Genomic DNA, 15,782 nt, shown 5'->3' with positions numbered 1-15,782 from the left:
TCTCTCCCTTCTCTAGCGAATCACGCCTGCTTGTCTCAAGACGGAAAACAGGATCGTTTCTAAAGGCTGCTCCGGCTGCACGGCTACATAGGAAATTCCACGACCATAGGCAAAGCTCGCCAACTGCCGCTGATACTCCTGCACGCTGTTCTGGTAATCCGCGAGCAAAGCCCCTGTTACTGACACTTCTTTTGCCTGTGCCGTCTCCGAGTCGATCAGCCGCAGCTCCCCCTGGTAATCAGGCGCCAGTTCTTCCCGTGATAAAATCTGCACCAGCGTGACATCCTGTCTTGCCGCTTGCAAGTAGGAGACAGCCCGCTCGTATCCACCGTCGAACAAAAAATCCGACAGCACGATGGAGATGCCGGGTCTTCCCTGCACCGCTCCCGGGGAACGGACCGCCTGTTCGAAATCTCCCGCACCGCCCGGCTGCAACCCCGCCAAAAAGGGAAGCAGGCGCAGCGACTGCCCTTTTCCTTGCAAACCTCGCAGCGAACCGACGATCTGGCGGTCAAACGCGTACACCGAGACGTGGTCGAGATGGCATAAAGAGAGGTACCCAAGAGCAGCCGCGATCTTTGCCGCGAGCGACATTTTGCTCGGCTGTCCATAGCTCATGGAACGGCTGCAATCGAGGTACAGCGATACGTGCAGTTCGGTTTCATCCAAATACTTTTTCAAAAAAAGTTTGCCGGAGCGCGCGTACGCATTCCAGTCCAGTTGGCGCAAGTCGTCACCCGGCACGTAGGCGCGGTAATCAGCGAACTCCATCGAGCTGCCCAACTGCCTGGCCCGTCTTTTTCCCGCCTGGCTGCCGCTCGCCGCCCGCCTGCTGGCGACCTGCATGCGCTCCAGTCTGGCAAGCCAGGACGGGTCCAGCAAATGATCGCTGCTCATCGCTTCTGATCCCTCACGCTTTCCAGGATGTCGCGCACGATCTGATCCGGGCGAATCCCGTTCGCCTCCGCTTCAAAATTGAGGAAAATCCGGTGGCGAAGAGCCGGCAGCGCGACTGCATCCACGTCCTCATACGCCAGATTGTAGCGTCCGGCCAGCAAGGCGCGCACCTTGGCCAGCGCCACGATCGCCTGAACTCCGCGAGGTCCGGCCCCGCTTCGCACATACTGTCTGACCGAAGGCACCGCCTGCTCGCCGGGATGTGTCGCCAACAGCAGTTTTACTGCGTAGTCGAGGACAGCATCAGCGACGAGAATCTCCCGGGCTGCCTGCTGGATTTTTGCAATCTCGCTGCCCGAGGCGACTTTCTCGACCTCGCTCGTATGCCCCCCTGCTGTCCGCATGACGATCGCCTTCAGCTCTTCCTCGCTGGGAAACGGCACCTCGATTTTCAGCAAAAACCGGTCCATCTGCGCTTCCGGCAACGGATACGTCCCTTCCTGCTCCAGCGGGTTTTGCGTGGCGAGAACGAAAAACGGCTCCGGCAGCGGCCGGGTCGCACCACCGGCAGATACGGTCCGCTCCTGCATCGCTTCCAGCAGTGCGCTTTGCGTCTTGGGCGTAGCCCGGTTGATCTCGTCAGCCAGCACGACATGGGCAAAAATCGGACCGGGCTGAAACTGGAACGACTGCTGACCGGTTTCGTCGACGCGCAAAATATTCGTTCCCGTGATGTCGGTGGGCATCAGATCCGGCGTAAACTGGATGCGCTGAAAGGAGAGCTCAAAAGCCTGAGACAAGGTGCGCACGAGCAGTGTTTTCCCCAGACCCGGCACCCCCTCAAGCAAGGCGTGTCCTCCGGCAAACACCGCCCACAGCAGTTGTTCCACCACTTCCTTTTGCCCTACCAGAACCTTGGCGATTTCCTGCCTGACGCGCTCCACCTGCTGCTGGCTGTCTGTCGATGCTTGTTGTGTCATCCCTCACTCCCCCGTTCTCTGTGTACTGGTTATGGTTCGATGCTTTCGAAGTACTGTTTGACGACTTCTTGGTAGTCGCTTGGAATATTGCCTTTGGTCAGACTCTCGCGGGCAAACTGCTCGTATTCCCCGTACACTTCCTCGTAGGGCAGCGTGGTTCCCGAGGAGACCTGGCTGTTGGCGCTCTGCCGCGACTGGGAAGGTCCTGATCCCAACGGACCGCCCACTGTGTCGACCGGACCGCCGTCATCGTCTATGCGCTGGGTTGGCACGGTCACGAGCTGGTGTCTGCCTGATCCCAGACCTGCCCCGGGGCCGACGCCACCTCCGGAACCGGTGCCTCCTCCAGCACCGTTGCCATTCCCGTTTCCGTTTCCATTGCCTGAGCCGTTGCCCTGTCCGGGTCCATTCCCATTGCCGGCACCATTTCCTTGCCCACTATTTCCTGTCCCTTGCTGATTGCCGGGGGCGGCTGCCTGATTCCCGGCGGGCTGCTGTCCGGGAGACTGTCCTGGCGCAGCAGTTCCGGGCGTTCCGCCAGTACCTGGCGTACCTGTCGCGGCGTTGTTCCCGGGAGTGCCTGCAGCCGCGGCGAGCGCCATCTGCGACTGCTGCAAGGCTGCCTGCGCCTGCGCTGCGGTTTGCAGCGCCTGCTGGGACTGTGCCGACATGGTCATAGCTTGCAACAGACCTTGCTCCAATGCGGTCAGCGCTTGCGGGATCTGTCCCTGGGCGATTTGTCCGGCGGCAGCTGCCAGTTCATCTGCGATTTTCATCGCCTCCTGCGAATGTGCTGCTTCTGCCGCCTGGCGTAGCTGCTCTTCCGCCAGTTGTAAAGCGGCGGCCAGCTCCTCGCGCTCCTGCTGGCTGAGCGACTCGATGGCCCGGGCAGCCTCTTGCAGAGCGGCTGTCAGCGCTTCACGGTCGCCTTGCTCCAGCGCCTGAGCCAAACCTTGCGTGCCCTGCGACTGCGATAGCTCCTGCTGCAAACGGTTCAGAGCCGCCTGTTTTCGCTCCTCTGCCTCGCGTGCCTTTTCCAGTTGCTTTTCCACGGCGTGCAATGCCTGCAGCCGCTCTGCCGGATCATCTGATTTCGCCAGAGCCGCCTTTGCCTGCTCCATCATCTGTTCCAACTGCTTTTTCTGTTCCTCGCTCAAGTTCGGATCAGCCGCTACCTCTTGTATGGCCTCTTCGACCTTTTGCTCTGCTGCTGCGAGCGCTTCCCGCTGCTCGGCCAACTGCGCCAGCCTGTCGTCCTGGGGGTTGGGCACGAGCAGCAACAGCACGCCAGCAAGCACCAGGCCAGCCGTGATCAGTGTCTGCTTTTTCACCTCGGACCAGATGCGCACGCTGGAGACGATATGCGGCAATTGTCTGCGCAAGTGGCGCAGCGCATCTTCGCGCTGGCGAAGGGCGACAGCCGAGCTGCTGTCCCGGTGCTGCCACGCCGTCACGGTCCGCTGCATCAGCCCCTGTTCGTCGGCTACCTGCGCTGAATCCAGCCAGGTCGGCTGCCTGCCGATCCAAAGCAACGCCCCGATGCCCACGGCCAGCACGGGACATGCGAGGGCGATCCAGTGGTAGTACGGGATCGGCAGCATACGCGCCAAAACGAGAATCAACAGACTTCCCCCGGCTCCATACAAGCCGTATGCGACCAGTTGGCGCACCAGGAGGAACGTGCCCAGGCGTTTGCGGATCGGAGCAAGCAGTGACTTGAGTTCGTCTGTTTCTCTTTGCGCAAACATGGTCCTCTACTCCTTCGCAGCCGCTTTGAACAGGCGCGGCCGCACAGGCTGGATCAAGTAGATCGACAAGAGCAGCGAAAACAGCGTCACGATTCCAAAAAAGGCGGAAAACAACCAGAACGGATCGATCTGGGCGAGCCATGAATTCGGATACAACTGCATGTTGTTCGCCGGTCCTTCGCCGAAAATGCTCAGCAGCGCAAACAACGGATTGATGCTGTACATGTGATCTACCCACTCCACCGGGGTTCGCGGCAGGTTGTTAGCCCGCTGGTAGTACTGGATCAACTCGCGGATGATTTCCGCCAGGATCAGCGTCCCGATCGAGTAGCAGAAAAAGATGCCGTAGCTGAGTACGGTGGCAATCCCGGAGCGTTTGATCAACGTGGACAAGAGCACGCCGACGCTGCCGATGCCAAGCATCGTAACGACGTAGAACACAAATACCTGGAATAGCTGTCCAGGAGAAATCCCCCCGTACAGAAAGACGATTGCATACAGCGGAATGGTCGCGATGACGAGAAACGTCATAAAGCTGAGCGATGCCAGCCACTTGCCCAAAATCAGGCGTGTCGCACTGACGTTGGTGGTCAACAGGATGTTCAGCGTTTGCCGCTCGCGCTCACCGGAAATGACTCCGGCCGTCAGCCCCGGCACGACGAAGAAGATCATGCCCAACTGCAGGATGGAGAGCAGCATGAACAGCTCCCGCGTCCGGTTGGGGTTGAAGTAGGCTCCGCCTTCCGTCTCCAGAAAGATGTAGGTCAGCGTGATCCCGCCCAGTACGAGCAGGTAAAAGAAGAGCATCCACGCCGAGCGGCGGTTTCGCATCCGCATTTTCCATTCGTTAAACAGAACGGGGTTGTTCAAGCGTTTCAACAGATTCATGAGCCCACCCCTTTCGTAATTTCCAGAAAGATTTCTTCCAGGTCTCCCTGCGCTTCGTTGAACGCGGCCACGGAGTAGCCGGCGACAGCAAGATTGCGAAGCAGCTCCACCTGCTGCTCGTCGTCCCCGGAAAAGCTGACGACAACACTGTTGCCCTCTCTCGTCACATGCGAGACAGCAGGCTGCTCGCGCAAGAAGTGGATCGTTTCCTCCAGGCGGTCCAGCAGGCGGATGCGGAGCACGCGTCTTTCCTGCATCTTGGCGTAAATCTCATCCACCCGCCCGAACGCGACCAGATTGCCTTCCTCGACAATCCCGATCACATCGCACATCTCGGCCAACTCCGGCAAAATATGCGAACTGATGATAATCGTTTTGCCCATGTCGCGCAGCTCTTTCAAAATCTCCCGCAGTTCGATCCGCGCCCGCGGGTCGAGTCCCGATGCCGGTTCGTCCAGGATCAGCACCTCGGGATTGTGAACCAGACAACGCGCCAGGCCAAGGCGCTGTTTCATGCCGCGAGAGAGCGAATCAACGTACGCATCGCGCTTGTGACTCAGGTTGACCAGCTCGAGCAGTTGCGGAATGATCTGTTTTCGCTGAGCCTGCGGGATGTCGTAGTTGGCTGCGTAAAAATCGAGGTATTCCGCTGCTGTCAAATTGTCGTAGACGCCGAAAAAGTCCGGCATATACCCGATCAGCTTGCGAACCTCGCGGGGATTTTTGGTGACTTCATAGCCACCTACATACGCCTTCCCGCTGGTCGGTTCCAGCAAGGTGGCGAGAATGGACATCGTGGTTGATTTACCCGCACCGTTTGGCCCGACGAAGCCAAAGACGGTTCCTTTTTCGATCTCCAGGGACAGCCCCTTGAGCGCTTCCATCTTGCCGTATCGCTTTCGCAGATTTTGTATCGAAATCACGGGGTCATCACCTTTCCTTCCACCATGACGGACGGTATGCCAATATGGCGTTCACCCGGCTGCGTATGGGCAAATTTGATGCGCAGCACACCTTCAGGAGACAGATAGCTGGCTGCCCGCTCGCCAGGGAGTACACCGTTTACAAAGACGTCATCGTACGCTTCAAAGTCCTGCTTTTGCCAATTGTACACCTGCTTGCCAAAGCTCGTGCTGTCCTCTGACCAGGTATACAGGTAGAGATTGCCGACCTCGAGCCGCTGGTCGTCAACGGTCACATCGATGTCGAAGGTGATCTCTCCCGCAGCCATGTAGTAGCCGTTGTCAGTCCGATGCAGGTCAGCGGTGCTGCCTGACTGTACTGCTTCAAAGTAACTTGCCGGATACAACGTCATGTCAGACGCTGACGGCTTCACCTCCAGTGGAGAGACGACCAGTGCGATTCCATCCGGTTGTACAGACTTGTCACCGACGGATACATCGACGACAGGCTGGTCGGTCCACCCGGTAATCATCACTTTCCCCACCCAGCCAGAGCCATACAGCGTACGCTCCAGCATCTGCACAATGATCGGCTCCCTTTCGACGTCATAGTTCACGTTTTGGCTGTTCTGCGGAACAAGCCTGCTGACAACGCGATACGGCATGTTGCTTGAAGATTGACTGTTTGGCTGGAAACTGAGCTGTACCTCGACTGTGCTGCCGGGAGCCATTTCCGCAATCTCCTGAACCTGCATGCCCGATACGACGCGTACATCGCGCAAGGCGTATTTCGTATTATTCGTCACCGTGCCCAGCAAGGTGCCGTTAGCATACGTCAGATCGGACGCAAATTCCCCTGCATCCGAGACGATTTGGCTGGTCGCAGCCTTGCGCATCGACCAGAATTCCACATTGCGGAACTGTATCTCCGCCTGCTCCTCATCGAGTCTGACCAAGCTTGTAGGCAGACCGGAATTGTACCGATCCTCCTGATTCGGCTGGGTCATTCCCGAGCCGTGTACAGTGAGACGATAGTCCCCGCTGGTCGGAACGAACATGGCCGTGACCGCCTTGACCCTCGCCTGGCTCTCCGGAAGCAGCTCGACCAGGCCCGTCTGATGAACGAGGACACTCGTTCCACGCTGCATGGTTCCAAACGAGAACATGCCCACTCCCGTTATAACAGCCAGAAGCGGTACAACCGCCCATAGATAGCTTGTTTTGCGCAGGACGCGCAGGATATAAAACAGGAGCGGTCCGGCGACCAGAGCGTATATCCCAAACAGCAGCGCAAACCAGCCTACCTCCGGCAATTTCATCGCAGGCATTCGTTCCGACGCGTTGGACAGCGGCCATACATCGTCCTGCAAGTGGACGCCGTCGCCCGAATTCAGGCTGGAGCCAAACGCGCGGGCCAGTGCCTCCTGCCAGAATACAGCATTGCCCGACCAACTGGCCAATGGTTTCGCAGCCAAATCATACGCTACGTACAGCACTTTTCCCTGCCCGTACGTACCGCTGACCAGGAGAGGAATATCGCCCTCGGAATACAGTACACGTCCCGCGCGTACCTCTGCCTGGCTGACGGTGAATGGCTCCTGAAGCTCCACCTGTTTGTCTTCCGCTTTCAAATCAGATAATTGCTGTACACTGGTAACGGAAGTCACTTCGACCGGCGAGAGGTCTTTGAGCGGGCCGACTGTTTTCGCATACTGCGCGCCCCCTGCGACGACCAGCATACCGCCCGTTTTCGTCCATTCGCGAATCGCTTCGATTTGCTGGGTGGTGAGTGTATCGAGGGCAAAGTTGTTTAAAACGAGCATGTCGATCATGTGCAACTGGTTTCCCGCAGTCGGCACCTGGTCTTCCTTCATCGGCAGAACCCTCACTTCTCGGCCCAGCGCATTCTGGTTTATGACGCCGAGAAAATTGGCCGTATTTGCATCGGCAGCCAATACGCCGACCAACAATACGTTTTCATCATAGCTTCTGCCTTTTACAGGTACGCGCGCGACGGTGTTTCCATCCTGAACAAAGGAAACGGTTGTATTCGAACGGATGCTTTCACCCGGCACCGCAATCGTCACCTGCTTGGTCGCTCCCTGTGCCACCGAGACAGGCTGGTAATAAGCGGCTCCGTACTTGTCCCAACCGGCATTGTCGGTTGCGACGATCAGCTCTCCTTCCGCATCCGGGCCTGTGTTGGTGACAGAGACGCGGATTGGCACCAGTTTTGACTGTTTGTAATCCCCGTTGATCCCCACTTTCACATCAAGCCGCATCGCCGTCTCTGCACTGGCCATCTGAGGGAGCCACGCCACTAACCCGAACAGGAGCACCAGGCATGCATTGAAGCCGATCAACCTTCGTGCGAATTGTTTTTCTCTCATTCCACATTCCTCCATAGACGACCTGCTTGCCTTTCGTCTCTTCTTGTACATAAATATATAGACGATCAAAGTCAGAAAAACGCTACAAGTATTTATTGTCAGATTGGAAAAGTCCGGTAAACCGAAACAAGGTGCCGCCTCGTCGCAAGCCTCATGCCTGCATACGAGGAGCACCTTGTTCTCCCATTCATATTGATTGCGTTACTTCGAAAGCTCCTCGATCCGGATCGCTCGAGTATGCCGGGTGTGGCTCCACTGCGTATTGTTGCTGGTGAAAAAGGCATACACCGCCAGCGGAAGCCAGGTCAGCAGGAAAAATTGATACGGGATGTAACCGAGAATCGCTTTGAGCGGCTTTTTCTCGATCAGGAGGACGATCGGCGTCTGCAAGAAAAAGAACACGCCCATGCCAACCCAGAACCAGTCCGGCAACACTTCCCGAATGCCCCAGTCGTCAAACGCGGATGTCGCCACCTGAAAGTAGAGCATCAGGCTGTACACGACGAAGAGCAGCAAGCGAAACGGCTGGAACAAATACAGCGATGCATCCAACTGGGCGAAGTTTCTGTTTTTCATCGCGAGTTTGACCAATCGGAAAAAATACTGGCGGGCGCAGTAAAAATGGCCCTGCATCCATCTCAGCCGCTGCCGCATCGAGCTGGCCAAATCAATCGGCTTTTCGTCGTAGACGATCGCATCGTGCGCCCACGTAGGGTAAATGTTGCGCTCGACACAGCGGGCAGTAAATTCAATATCTTCCGTCAGCGAATTGGCGCCCCAGCCAATTTCCTTCAGAAGCTGGGTCGTAATGCACATCCCGGTGCCGCCGAGGTTGTTGGGCAGGCGCAACTGATAGCGCGACAACTGCCAGGCCCGATTCATATACCAGTACATCAGGGCGTACGAGAGGCTGACCCAGGAATCGTACGGATTTTTCGTTTCCAGATACCCTTGGATGACCTGCTTGCCATCGACCAGCTTCTCGTTCATTTCGGAAAGGAAATTAGGGCTGACCAGATTGTCGGCGTCCAAAATGACGACGGCATCGTAGCTGCGCTTTTCCTGCCAAAGCTGTTCCAGCATCCATTCGATGGCATGCCCCTTTCCTCTTTTCACCGGGTCGAAGCGCTGCATCGCCCGAACCTGGTGAGCCATGACAATCTCCGCCGTACGGTCCGTACAATTGTCGCAGATGACGAACGTGTCGTAGAGCTCCTGCGGATAGTCCAGTTTTTTCAGGTTTTCCAAAAGAGCCCCTACGACCGCTTCTTCGTTGTGTGCTGCAATCAGAATCGCAAATGATTTTTGAGCCGGATGTTTCTTTGTCTCTTTCTTTCTGTAATAGCCCACAAAACCAAGCATGATCTGATAGACGCCGATCCCCCCTACGATAATTTGCAACACAGTAAACAGGATCTCAAGATAAGGCTCCATACGTGGTTAACCCACCCTTTTTTCTGTATTCGGCGCGTTTGCGCAATACAAAGTATACTCTGTTTTTCGAAATGATGAGAGGGGATTTTTGGTTCATCTTTCGCAGGAAATCATTCCTAATTTTTATAGCAAACAGGGACTGCAGCGCAAAACGGGAATAGCTCTACGTAATTAACCCGTCCAGCAAATCGCCCATCTCTGTCTGTTCTGCTCCATTTCCGCCGAGTTTTTGCTGTAGGCGGGCGATCCGCTTTTCGTAGGCAAGCGCCTCGTCCTTCGACTTGTGGCGCAACAGGGCGGCCCGCCGCTTCCATTGCTCATATGCCTGCTTCGTGTAAAACAGCGCTTTTTCCCAGTCTCTGTACTGATGCTCATGCAGCTTGGCTGCCTCGACGTATACCTCGTCGGGGACGAGAGCGTTTTGCGCGATGCAGGACTCGAATACGTGCAGTGCCTTTTGCCAATCCCTTTGCTTTTTGTACAGTTGGCCGAGTGCGAGTTTCGCCTTGCCGCTCCACGGATGGCCGCTGTCAGCCACTTGCTGGTAAAAGGCGATTGCCGCTTCCTGCTCGCCCAAGGCGTCGTACCATTTGGCGACGGCGAAGCGCTCCTCGACGGTGACTGCGCTCCGTTCCTGCTCCAGCAGCAGCCGGGAGACGTGGATGTAGAGTGTAATCAGGGAGAGCACATCCCACTCGTTGTGGCGAAGTACGCCCTCGATCACCGCGGGGTCTTTGCTGTGAAGAAAGTCGAAGTAGCGAATCGGCGCGAGATAGCCCGGCAGATCGTCTTCCCGCGTGACCTGCAATTTTTCCTGCTCGATCAAGGACAGGCGGCATGATTCCAGCTCGTCCTTCCACAGTCGCCGCGCGCCGTGCAGCAGGTCCAGATGGCCAAACGAAGGCAAAGCGGACACCTGGTCGCGGATCAGCGTATGCCGCGTCTTCACCTGTGGCCAGTCAAACGACTTGCCGTTGAAGGTGACGAGGTGGGAGGACTGCTGCGCCTGCTCCAGAAACGAACGGTACAATGCGACCTCCGCATGCGGAGCGGGCAGGAAGTGCTGGCGGACGATGACGCGATCTCCCTCCAGACGGCTGTATCCGAGCAAAAAGACGGTATTGCCCGCACCGCCGGACAGCCCCGTCGTCTCCGTGTCAAAAAAGAGCAGGTCTTCGGCATGGCGCCCTGCTGCTGACAACGGATGCTGTCTGCCGGACGCCTCCCAGGCGGAGATGGTCTCGGCAAGCTGGGAAAAGGCGTACGCTCCGTGGCGCTGCCCGATCGGATAGGCGACTTCGCGGATCATCACGTACTCGCCTTCCCATATGTACGGCTTGGCCTGCAGCTTCTGCCACTCCTCCAGCAAGGGAATGTCCGGCTGCTCGCCTTGCCGGAGGTCTGTCTGCACTGCTGCGTCCTCGGATAAACGAGCAGCAGAAGCAGGCTCGGCATCCGGCGGCACCTGCCGCTTCTGGTCCGTCTCCTGCACGAGATGTCCCTTCATCCGCTGCAGCTTTGCTTTAAGTGACATACGTACTCCCTCCCTGGGCAACGCGCAGCAGGGTCAGTGCCAGCTCCTTGCTTCCGTCGTCTGTCGCTCCGACACAGGAGGGACAGCCCGATGCGCAGGCGCAGGACGTGATCAACTGCTCGGCCTGGCTGAGAATCGTCTCCATTTCCTTGTATACCTGCTCGCTCAAGCCGATGCCGCCCGGGTAGCGGTCGTACAAAAAGATCGTCGGCTGTTGGGAGTGAACGGCTTTGCGCTGCGGGATCACATGCAAATCCATCGGGTCGCACATGACGAAGAGCGGTGCGACGTGTTGCAGCACGTGAGCCAGGCCGACCAGTCCCCGTTCGGTATCCTCCGCCCCGACTGTCTCCAGCAGCGAATCGGAAAAAGCAATCCAGGCGGCGTTTGTGTGCAGCTCTTCTTCGGGCAGATGGATCGGTCCGGAGCCGATATTTTCATGCGTCTCGAACTTGATCTTTTTGAAAATCGTCGCCATCGCGTGGACCGATACTTCTCCGTAGGCAAAGGCGCTTTGGGCGTGGTGGCGAGACTGGTCCTGCTCCAACACCTTCAACTGCACGGCAAGGTTGGCGTCCGTGTAGTAGTCGACCTGCACCTCGCGTACATATGCCTTCTTTTCCTCGTAGTCGAGCTTTTCCACCTGGTATTGCCGTCCTTGATGCAGGTAGATCGCTTCTTCGTGCAGCAGTGTCATCGAGCTGAAGCGGTCCATTTCCCCGATGACCCGCTCGTTGCCGCGCTCGCTGATGTCGATGATTACGACGTTTTCCTGGGAAGCGGAACGCAAGCTGATATTGTGGGCGGGAAACGAGTCGTTCATCCAGAACCACTTGCCCCGCGCGTAGTGCAGGACTTGTTCCTCGGTGAGAAATTCGAGGATTTCCACGATCTCCGCCCGGCCGAAGCGATCTCCTTCCTGAAAAGGCAGCTCGTAGGCGGCGCATTTGAGGTGGTCGACGAGAATGATCAGGTTGTCCGGATTGATCCGTGCCGTCTCGGGACTGCGCTCGAAAAAATACTCGGGATGGGAAATGACGTACTGGTCGAGCGGAGTCGAGCTGCCGACCATGACGACTACAGACTCGCCTTGCCGTCTGCCCGCACGCCCCGCCTGCTGCCAGGTACTCGCCACAGAACCGGGGTAGCCTGTGATCACACACGCCTGCAATTGCCCGATGTCGACACCGAGCTCGAGCGCATTGGTACTGACGACGCCGAGAATCTCGCCACTGCGCAAGCCGCGCTCGATCTCCCTGCGCTGGCTGGGCAGATAGCCGCCGCGATAGCCCTGAATCGTCTTCGGCCCGAGCTTTTTCTTGATCAGCTCCTGCAGGTACGTCAGCAAAATCTCCACGCGGACACGGCTGCGCGCAAACAAAATCGTCTGGATGCCATTGACGAGAAACTGCTCGGTAATGTCGCGCGCCTCCAGCGTGGCGCTGCGCCGGATGTTGAGCTGCCGGTTGACGACAGGCGGATTGTAGAACACAAAATGCTTTGTTCCCGCCGGTGCGCCGTTGTTGTCGACCAGCACCACTTCTTCTTCGGTCAGTTGCTCGGCAAGCTCCCGCGGATTGGCGATCGTCGCGGAAGTGCAAATAAACTGCGGCCGGCTGCCGTAGAAGGCGCAAATCCGCTTCAGCCTGCGGATGACATTGGCCACGTGGCTGCCGAATACGCCGCGGTATGTATGCAGTTCGTCGATCACGACGTATTTCAAATGCTCAAAAAAGGAAACCCATTTGGTGTGATGCGGCAAAATGGCGGAGTGCAGCATATCCGGGTTGGTGATAACGATATTGCCTGCCTTGCGCACCGTCTGCCGAATCTGTGCAGGGGTATCCCCGTCGTACGTTTCCGACTTGATCGAAAGTCCCATCTCGTTGATCAGCTCGTGAAGCTCGCTTTTCTGGTCCTGCGCCAACGCTTTGGTCGGAAACAGGTAAAGTGCGCGGGCCTGCGGATCTTGCGACAATGTTTGCAGCACAGGCAAGTGGTAGCACATGCTTTTTCCCGAGGCAGTCGGGGTGACGGCGACGATGCTTTTTCCTGCCATCACGTGGCGAAAGGACGTCTCCTGGTGTGTATAGAGCGAAGGAATGCCTCGGCGCGCCAACGCCTCCTGAATACGTGCATCCAAATTCGCGGGAAAAGGAACGCTTTTTGCCTCGCGACTGGGGATCGTTCTCCAATGCGCAATATTGGCGGCAAAGCGCTCGTCGGTTTTCAGTTGTTCGAGAATTTCGCCGATCTGTTTTTTTCTGTCCATGGTTATCACCTACTTGTAGGTTATTGTACGAATGGATGTTCGGGATGTAAATGGGGAAATCGCAAATTCACAAACGCCGCACGAAACAGCATTGTGTCTGCTCCCCTCTTCCGGTAGAATAAAAACCGTCCAGACGGTCGGAAGTGGAGGGGCAACGATGATTAAAAAAACAGACTTGCTGGCAGCCGCCGCCAGAGTCATCCAGCAACGAGGACTTGGCAATTTGACACTGGAGGCCGTGGCGTCCGAGGCCGGCGTGAGCAAGGGCGGTCTGCTGTATCATTTCAGCAGCAAGGAGGAACTGGTCCGAGGGCTGAATGAACAGAGCCTGCACGTCTTTCAGAAGCGGCTTGACGAGGAGTACGCAAAAACAGGAAGCTACGTGCAAGCCTACGCCAGCGCTTCTTTTACGCAAATCGATGATCCGGAAGACTACTGTGCCGATTCCAGCCTTCTCGCGGCTATCGCCAACTACCGAGAGGTGCTGGCGATGTGGGAAGACGATTACCGGTTGCTTCGGGAGAAAATGGCGGAAGAACACATTCCTCTGGAAAAAGGCTTGATCGTACGGCTCGTGTGCGATGGCCTGCTCTTTTCCAGGATGTTCGACCTCGACCCGCTGAGCCGGGAAGAACAAAGCCGCGTACTGGCCCAGCTTCAGGCCATGCTCAGGGAGGATGCCCCATGTTGATCGCATACACCTTGCTGTTTTTGGCGATCGTCCTCGAAGTGTTCGGCTCCTCGATGCTGAAGCTCTCCAACGGCTTTTCCAGGCCGCTGCCGGTGCTCGGCGTCATCGCGGGATACGGCTCTGCCTTCTACATGCTGGCTCTCGCCCTGCGAGATTTGCCGCTGGGGCTGGTGTACGCCACCTGGAGCGGCGTCGGAACGATTTTGACGGTGATGGTCGGCGTCTACCTGTTTCGGGAAAAACTGAACAAGCAAGGAATTGCCGGGCTGGCTATTTTGGTTGTCGGGCTGGTGTTGTTGAATCTGGAGAAATAATACGGAGGGAAACGATGAAACAAGCAGTCATGTTCCTGACTTTGGCCATTCTCGCGGAAGCGTTTGGCTCGACGATGCTGAAATTTTCCGATGGTTTTACCATCTTATGGGCGTCCATCGGGGTAGCAGCCGGGTTTCTCATCTCCTTTGTCTGTATGAGCTTCGCGCTCAAACACATCCCGCTCTCTACCGCATACGCGACCTGGTCCGCCATCGGTACGGCGTTGACGGCGATCATCGGAGTGCTGCTCTTCGCTGAGCATCTGAGCGGGATGAAAGTGTTCGCGCTTGCCTTGGTCATTGGTGGCATCGTCATTTTGAACAAATCGAGAAGCACGGAAGAAACACCTGCCGCAACCGACCAGCGCGGGTAGTATCGCCTGCAAAAAAGCTACGGAACAAAACGCTTCCGTAGCTTTCGGCTGCCGAGAAAGAAGTCGTAGCGGGAGAAGCCTGTTTTCATTCTCCGCTCTGGTCTGCGTCCGGCAAAGGAGAGCTTCTCTTGCTTGCAGAACGAGTTTATGAAACTTTCCTGGTCTTACTGCGCCTGATACGCCTCCTGCAAAATGCGCATGTAGTCCGCCGCTGTTATGCTGCGCACGTTGCTTGGCGTCGAGCCATTTTGCACAGAAAGCTCGACGATGCGGGGAAAGTCGGCTTCGTTGACACCCGGCAAATCGCGCAGCTTCGGAATGCCGAGACTGCCCGTCCAGCTCTCGATGCCGCTGACCAGCTTGTCGCAGGCCTCATCGTCGGCATCGCTATCGCTGGCAAAGCCCATATAGCGGGACAATCTGGCGTGCAGCGCCTTGTCTTCCTGCGCATTGAAGCGCAGCACATGCGGCAGAAAAACGGAATTGGCTACGCCGTGCGGAGTGTCGTACATACCGCCCAACGCTTCCGCCAGACAGTGGACAGCAGCCACATCGGCGGAGCCAAAGCACAAGCCCGCCAGCAGACTGCCTTCCAGCATGTCGTACCGGGCCTGGGCATTGTTGCCGTCCGCGTAGGCAGAGGGCAGTGCCTTGACGATTTTCTCCATCGCCCGCGCCCCGAAGGCTTGCGATATGGGGTTGGTCACTTTGCACGTATAGCCTTCGATGGCGTGCACCAGAGCGTCTACTCCGGTAGCCGCCGTGACTGCCGCCGGAACGCTGTAGGTCAGCGCCGGATCGAGAATCGCCAGCGTCGGACGCAGCGCAGCGTGCTTCAACGTCATCTTGCGGTGGGTCGCCGATTCGGTGATGACCGCCGAGCGCGTCACTTCCGAGCCTGTCCCTGCTGTTGTCGGGACGCAGACGATCGGCGCAATCCGTTCATACGGCAAATGTCCATCTGCGTACTCGGCAGGAGTGCCGCCATTCGGACCGATCAAGGCGATCGCCTTTCCCGTATCCATCGCGCTGCCGCCGCCAATCGCCAGCACCATCTGCGCCGACACCTCGCGGAACAGTGCTGCTCCAGCCAGACATTCCGTATCGCGTGGATTTTGGCTGAGCGCGTCAAAAAGTGTTACCGTGTAGCCCGCTTGTTCCAGCGACGACTGAATCGGCTCGACCAGCCCAGCGCGGATGATGCCGGGATCGCTCACCAGCAAAATCGACGAGCCGGCCTGTACGGATTGCAAAATCGCCGGCAGCTCCTGTGACTTTCCGAAACCCATCTCTATGCGAGTCGGACACACGTACTGATATGCTTGCATCTTTTCTCCCTCCCCGTCTTACCCCCAATG

At 57.3% G+C, this 15,782-nt stretch carries 13 protein-coding genes; 3 read left to right on the top strand and 10 right to left on the bottom strand.

Features of this window, described 5'->3' with window-relative positions; all coding sequences use genetic code 11:
• Positions 1-12: 12 nt before the first annotated feature.
• The 9 genes from ACAF76_RS02680 to ACAF76_RS02640 form a co-directional block, all read right to left on the bottom strand.
• Positions 13-897, bottom strand: a complete 885-nt coding sequence (locus tag ACAF76_RS02680; protein ID WP_400162509.1) for a DUF58 domain-containing protein — start codon at positions 895-897, stop codon at positions 13-15.
• A complete protein-coding gene (locus ACAF76_RS02675) occupies positions 894-1,877 on the bottom strand; it encodes an AAA family ATPase (protein ID WP_400162508.1) in 984 nt (327 codons plus the stop codon). Before ACAF76_RS02675 ends, ACAF76_RS02680 begins: the two co-directional genes overlap by 4 nt.
• 29 nt (positions 1,878-1,906) lie before the next feature.
• On the bottom strand, positions 1,907-3,625 hold the full coding sequence (locus ACAF76_RS02670; protein WP_400162507.1) for a hypothetical protein: 1,719 nt from the start codon (positions 3,623-3,625) through the stop codon (positions 1,907-1,909).
• A 6-nt stretch (positions 3,626-3,631) separates the two neighbouring features.
• Positions 3,632-4,513 (bottom strand): ABC transporter permease, encoded by an 882-nt coding sequence (locus tag ACAF76_RS02665; protein WP_400162506.1) that lies wholly within the window; start codon positions 4,511-4,513, stop codon positions 3,632-3,634.
• Positions 4,510-5,436 (bottom strand): ATP-binding cassette domain-containing protein, encoded by a 927-nt coding sequence (locus ACAF76_RS02660; RefSeq protein ID WP_400162505.1) that lies wholly within the window; start codon positions 5,434-5,436, stop codon positions 4,510-4,512. The genes ACAF76_RS02665 and ACAF76_RS02660 overlap by 4 nt, the downstream gene beginning before the upstream one ends.
• Entirely contained in the window at positions 5,433-7,805 is a 2,373-nt protein-coding gene (locus tag ACAF76_RS02655; protein ID WP_400162504.1) for a DUF7408 domain-containing protein, read from the bottom strand. Before ACAF76_RS02655 ends, ACAF76_RS02660 begins: the two co-directional genes overlap by 4 nt.
• A 201-nt stretch (positions 7,806-8,006) precedes the next feature.
• Positions 8,007-9,239 (bottom strand): glycosyltransferase family 2 protein, encoded by a 1,233-nt coding sequence (locus ACAF76_RS02650; RefSeq protein ID WP_400162503.1) that lies wholly within the window; start codon positions 9,237-9,239, stop codon positions 8,007-8,009.
• Between the two features lie 163 nt (positions 9,240-9,402).
• Positions 9,403-10,773 carry a ribonuclease H-like domain-containing protein gene (locus tag ACAF76_RS02645; RefSeq protein ID WP_400162501.1) on the bottom strand — a complete coding sequence of 457 codons (1,371 nt, stop codon included), beginning with the start codon at positions 10,771-10,773 and terminating at the stop codon, positions 9,403-9,405.
• Positions 10,763-13,045, bottom strand: coding sequence for a DEAD/DEAH box helicase (locus ACAF76_RS02640; protein ID WP_400162500.1), 2,283 nt, complete (start codon positions 13,043-13,045; stop codon positions 10,763-10,765). Before ACAF76_RS02640 ends, ACAF76_RS02645 begins: the two co-directional genes overlap by 11 nt.
• Positions 13,046-13,202: 157 nt before the next feature.
• Between ACAF76_RS02640 and ACAF76_RS02635 the strand changes: the two genes are divergently transcribed.
• From ACAF76_RS02635 to ACAF76_RS02625, 3 genes are read left to right on the top strand one after another with little or no spacing between them, the layout of a single operon-like run.
• Positions 13,203-13,736: a TetR/AcrR family transcriptional regulator gene (locus ACAF76_RS02635; protein WP_400162499.1), complete on the top strand. Its 534-nt coding sequence runs from the start codon at positions 13,203-13,205 to the stop codon at positions 13,734-13,736.
• A complete protein-coding gene (locus tag ACAF76_RS02630; RefSeq protein WP_400162498.1) occupies positions 13,730-14,050 on the top strand; it encodes a DMT family transporter in 321 nt (106 codons plus the stop codon). Before ACAF76_RS02635 ends, ACAF76_RS02630 begins: the two co-directional genes overlap by 7 nt.
• Positions 14,051-14,064: 14 nt before the next feature.
• Complete coding sequence (locus tag ACAF76_RS02625) at positions 14,065-14,424, top strand: DMT family transporter (RefSeq protein WP_400162497.1); 360 nt, start codon at positions 14,065-14,067, stop codon at positions 14,422-14,424.
• Between the two features lie 164 nt (positions 14,425-14,588).
• Here ACAF76_RS02625 and ACAF76_RS02620 read toward each other — a convergent pair whose 3' ends face one another.
• The gene (locus ACAF76_RS02620; RefSeq protein WP_400162496.1) at positions 14,589-15,752 is read right to left on the bottom strand and encodes an iron-containing alcohol dehydrogenase; all 1,164 of its coding nucleotides are present in this window, start codon (positions 15,750-15,752) and stop codon (positions 14,589-14,591) included.
• Positions 15,753-15,782: the final 30 nt, after the last annotated feature.

Origin of the sequence: Brevibacillus sp. TJ4 (genome assembly GCF_044627595.2) — a bacterium.
In the GTDB taxonomy this organism is placed as follows: domain Bacteria; phylum Bacillota; class Bacilli; order Brevibacillales; family Brevibacillaceae; genus Brevibacillus.
Note: the sequence above shows the minus strand (reverse complement) of the source record. Positions and strands in the feature narration are given on the sequence as shown.

Bases quoted from the DNA above. Each gene is read 5' to 3' on its own strand.
- ACAF76_RS02680 (WP_400162509.1), bottom strand. From the start codon at position 897: ATGAGCAGCGATCATTTGCTGGACCCGTCCTGGCTTGCCAGACTGGAG.
- ACAF76_RS02675 (WP_400162508.1), bottom strand. From the start codon at position 1,877: ATGACACAACAAGCATCGACAGACAGCCAGCAGCAGGTGGAGCGCGTC.
- ACAF76_RS02670 (WP_400162507.1), bottom strand. From the start codon at position 3,625: ATGTTTGCGCAAAGAGAAACAGACGAACTCAAGTCACTGCTTGCTCCG.
- ACAF76_RS02665 (WP_400162506.1), bottom strand. From the start codon at position 4,513: ATGAATCTGTTGAAACGCTTGAACAACCCCGTTCTGTTTAACGAATGG.
- ACAF76_RS02655 (WP_400162504.1), bottom strand. From the start codon at position 7,805: ATGAGAGAAAAACAATTCGCACGAAGGTTGATCGGCTTCAATGCATGC.
- ACAF76_RS02650 (WP_400162503.1), bottom strand. From the start codon at position 9,239: ATGGAGCCTTATCTTGAGATCCTGTTTACTGTGTTGCAAATTATCGTA.
- ACAF76_RS02645 (WP_400162501.1), bottom strand. From the start codon at position 10,773: ATGTCACTTAAAGCAAAGCTGCAGCGGATGAAGGGACATCTCGTGCAG.
- ACAF76_RS02640 (WP_400162500.1), bottom strand. From the start codon at position 13,045: ATGGACAGAAAAAAACAGATCGGCGAAATTCTCGAACAACTGAAAACC.
- ACAF76_RS02635 (WP_400162499.1), top strand. From the start codon at position 13,203: ATGATTAAAAAAACAGACTTGCTGGCAGCCGCCGCCAGAGTCATCCAG.
- ACAF76_RS02630 (WP_400162498.1), top strand. From the start codon at position 13,730: ATGTTGATCGCATACACCTTGCTGTTTTTGGCGATCGTCCTCGAAGTG.
- ACAF76_RS02625 (WP_400162497.1), top strand. From the start codon at position 14,065: ATGAAACAAGCAGTCATGTTCCTGACTTTGGCCATTCTCGCGGAAGCG.
- ACAF76_RS02620 (WP_400162496.1), bottom strand. From the start codon at position 15,752: ATGCAAGCATATCAGTACGTGTGTCCGACTCGCATAGAGATGGGTTTC.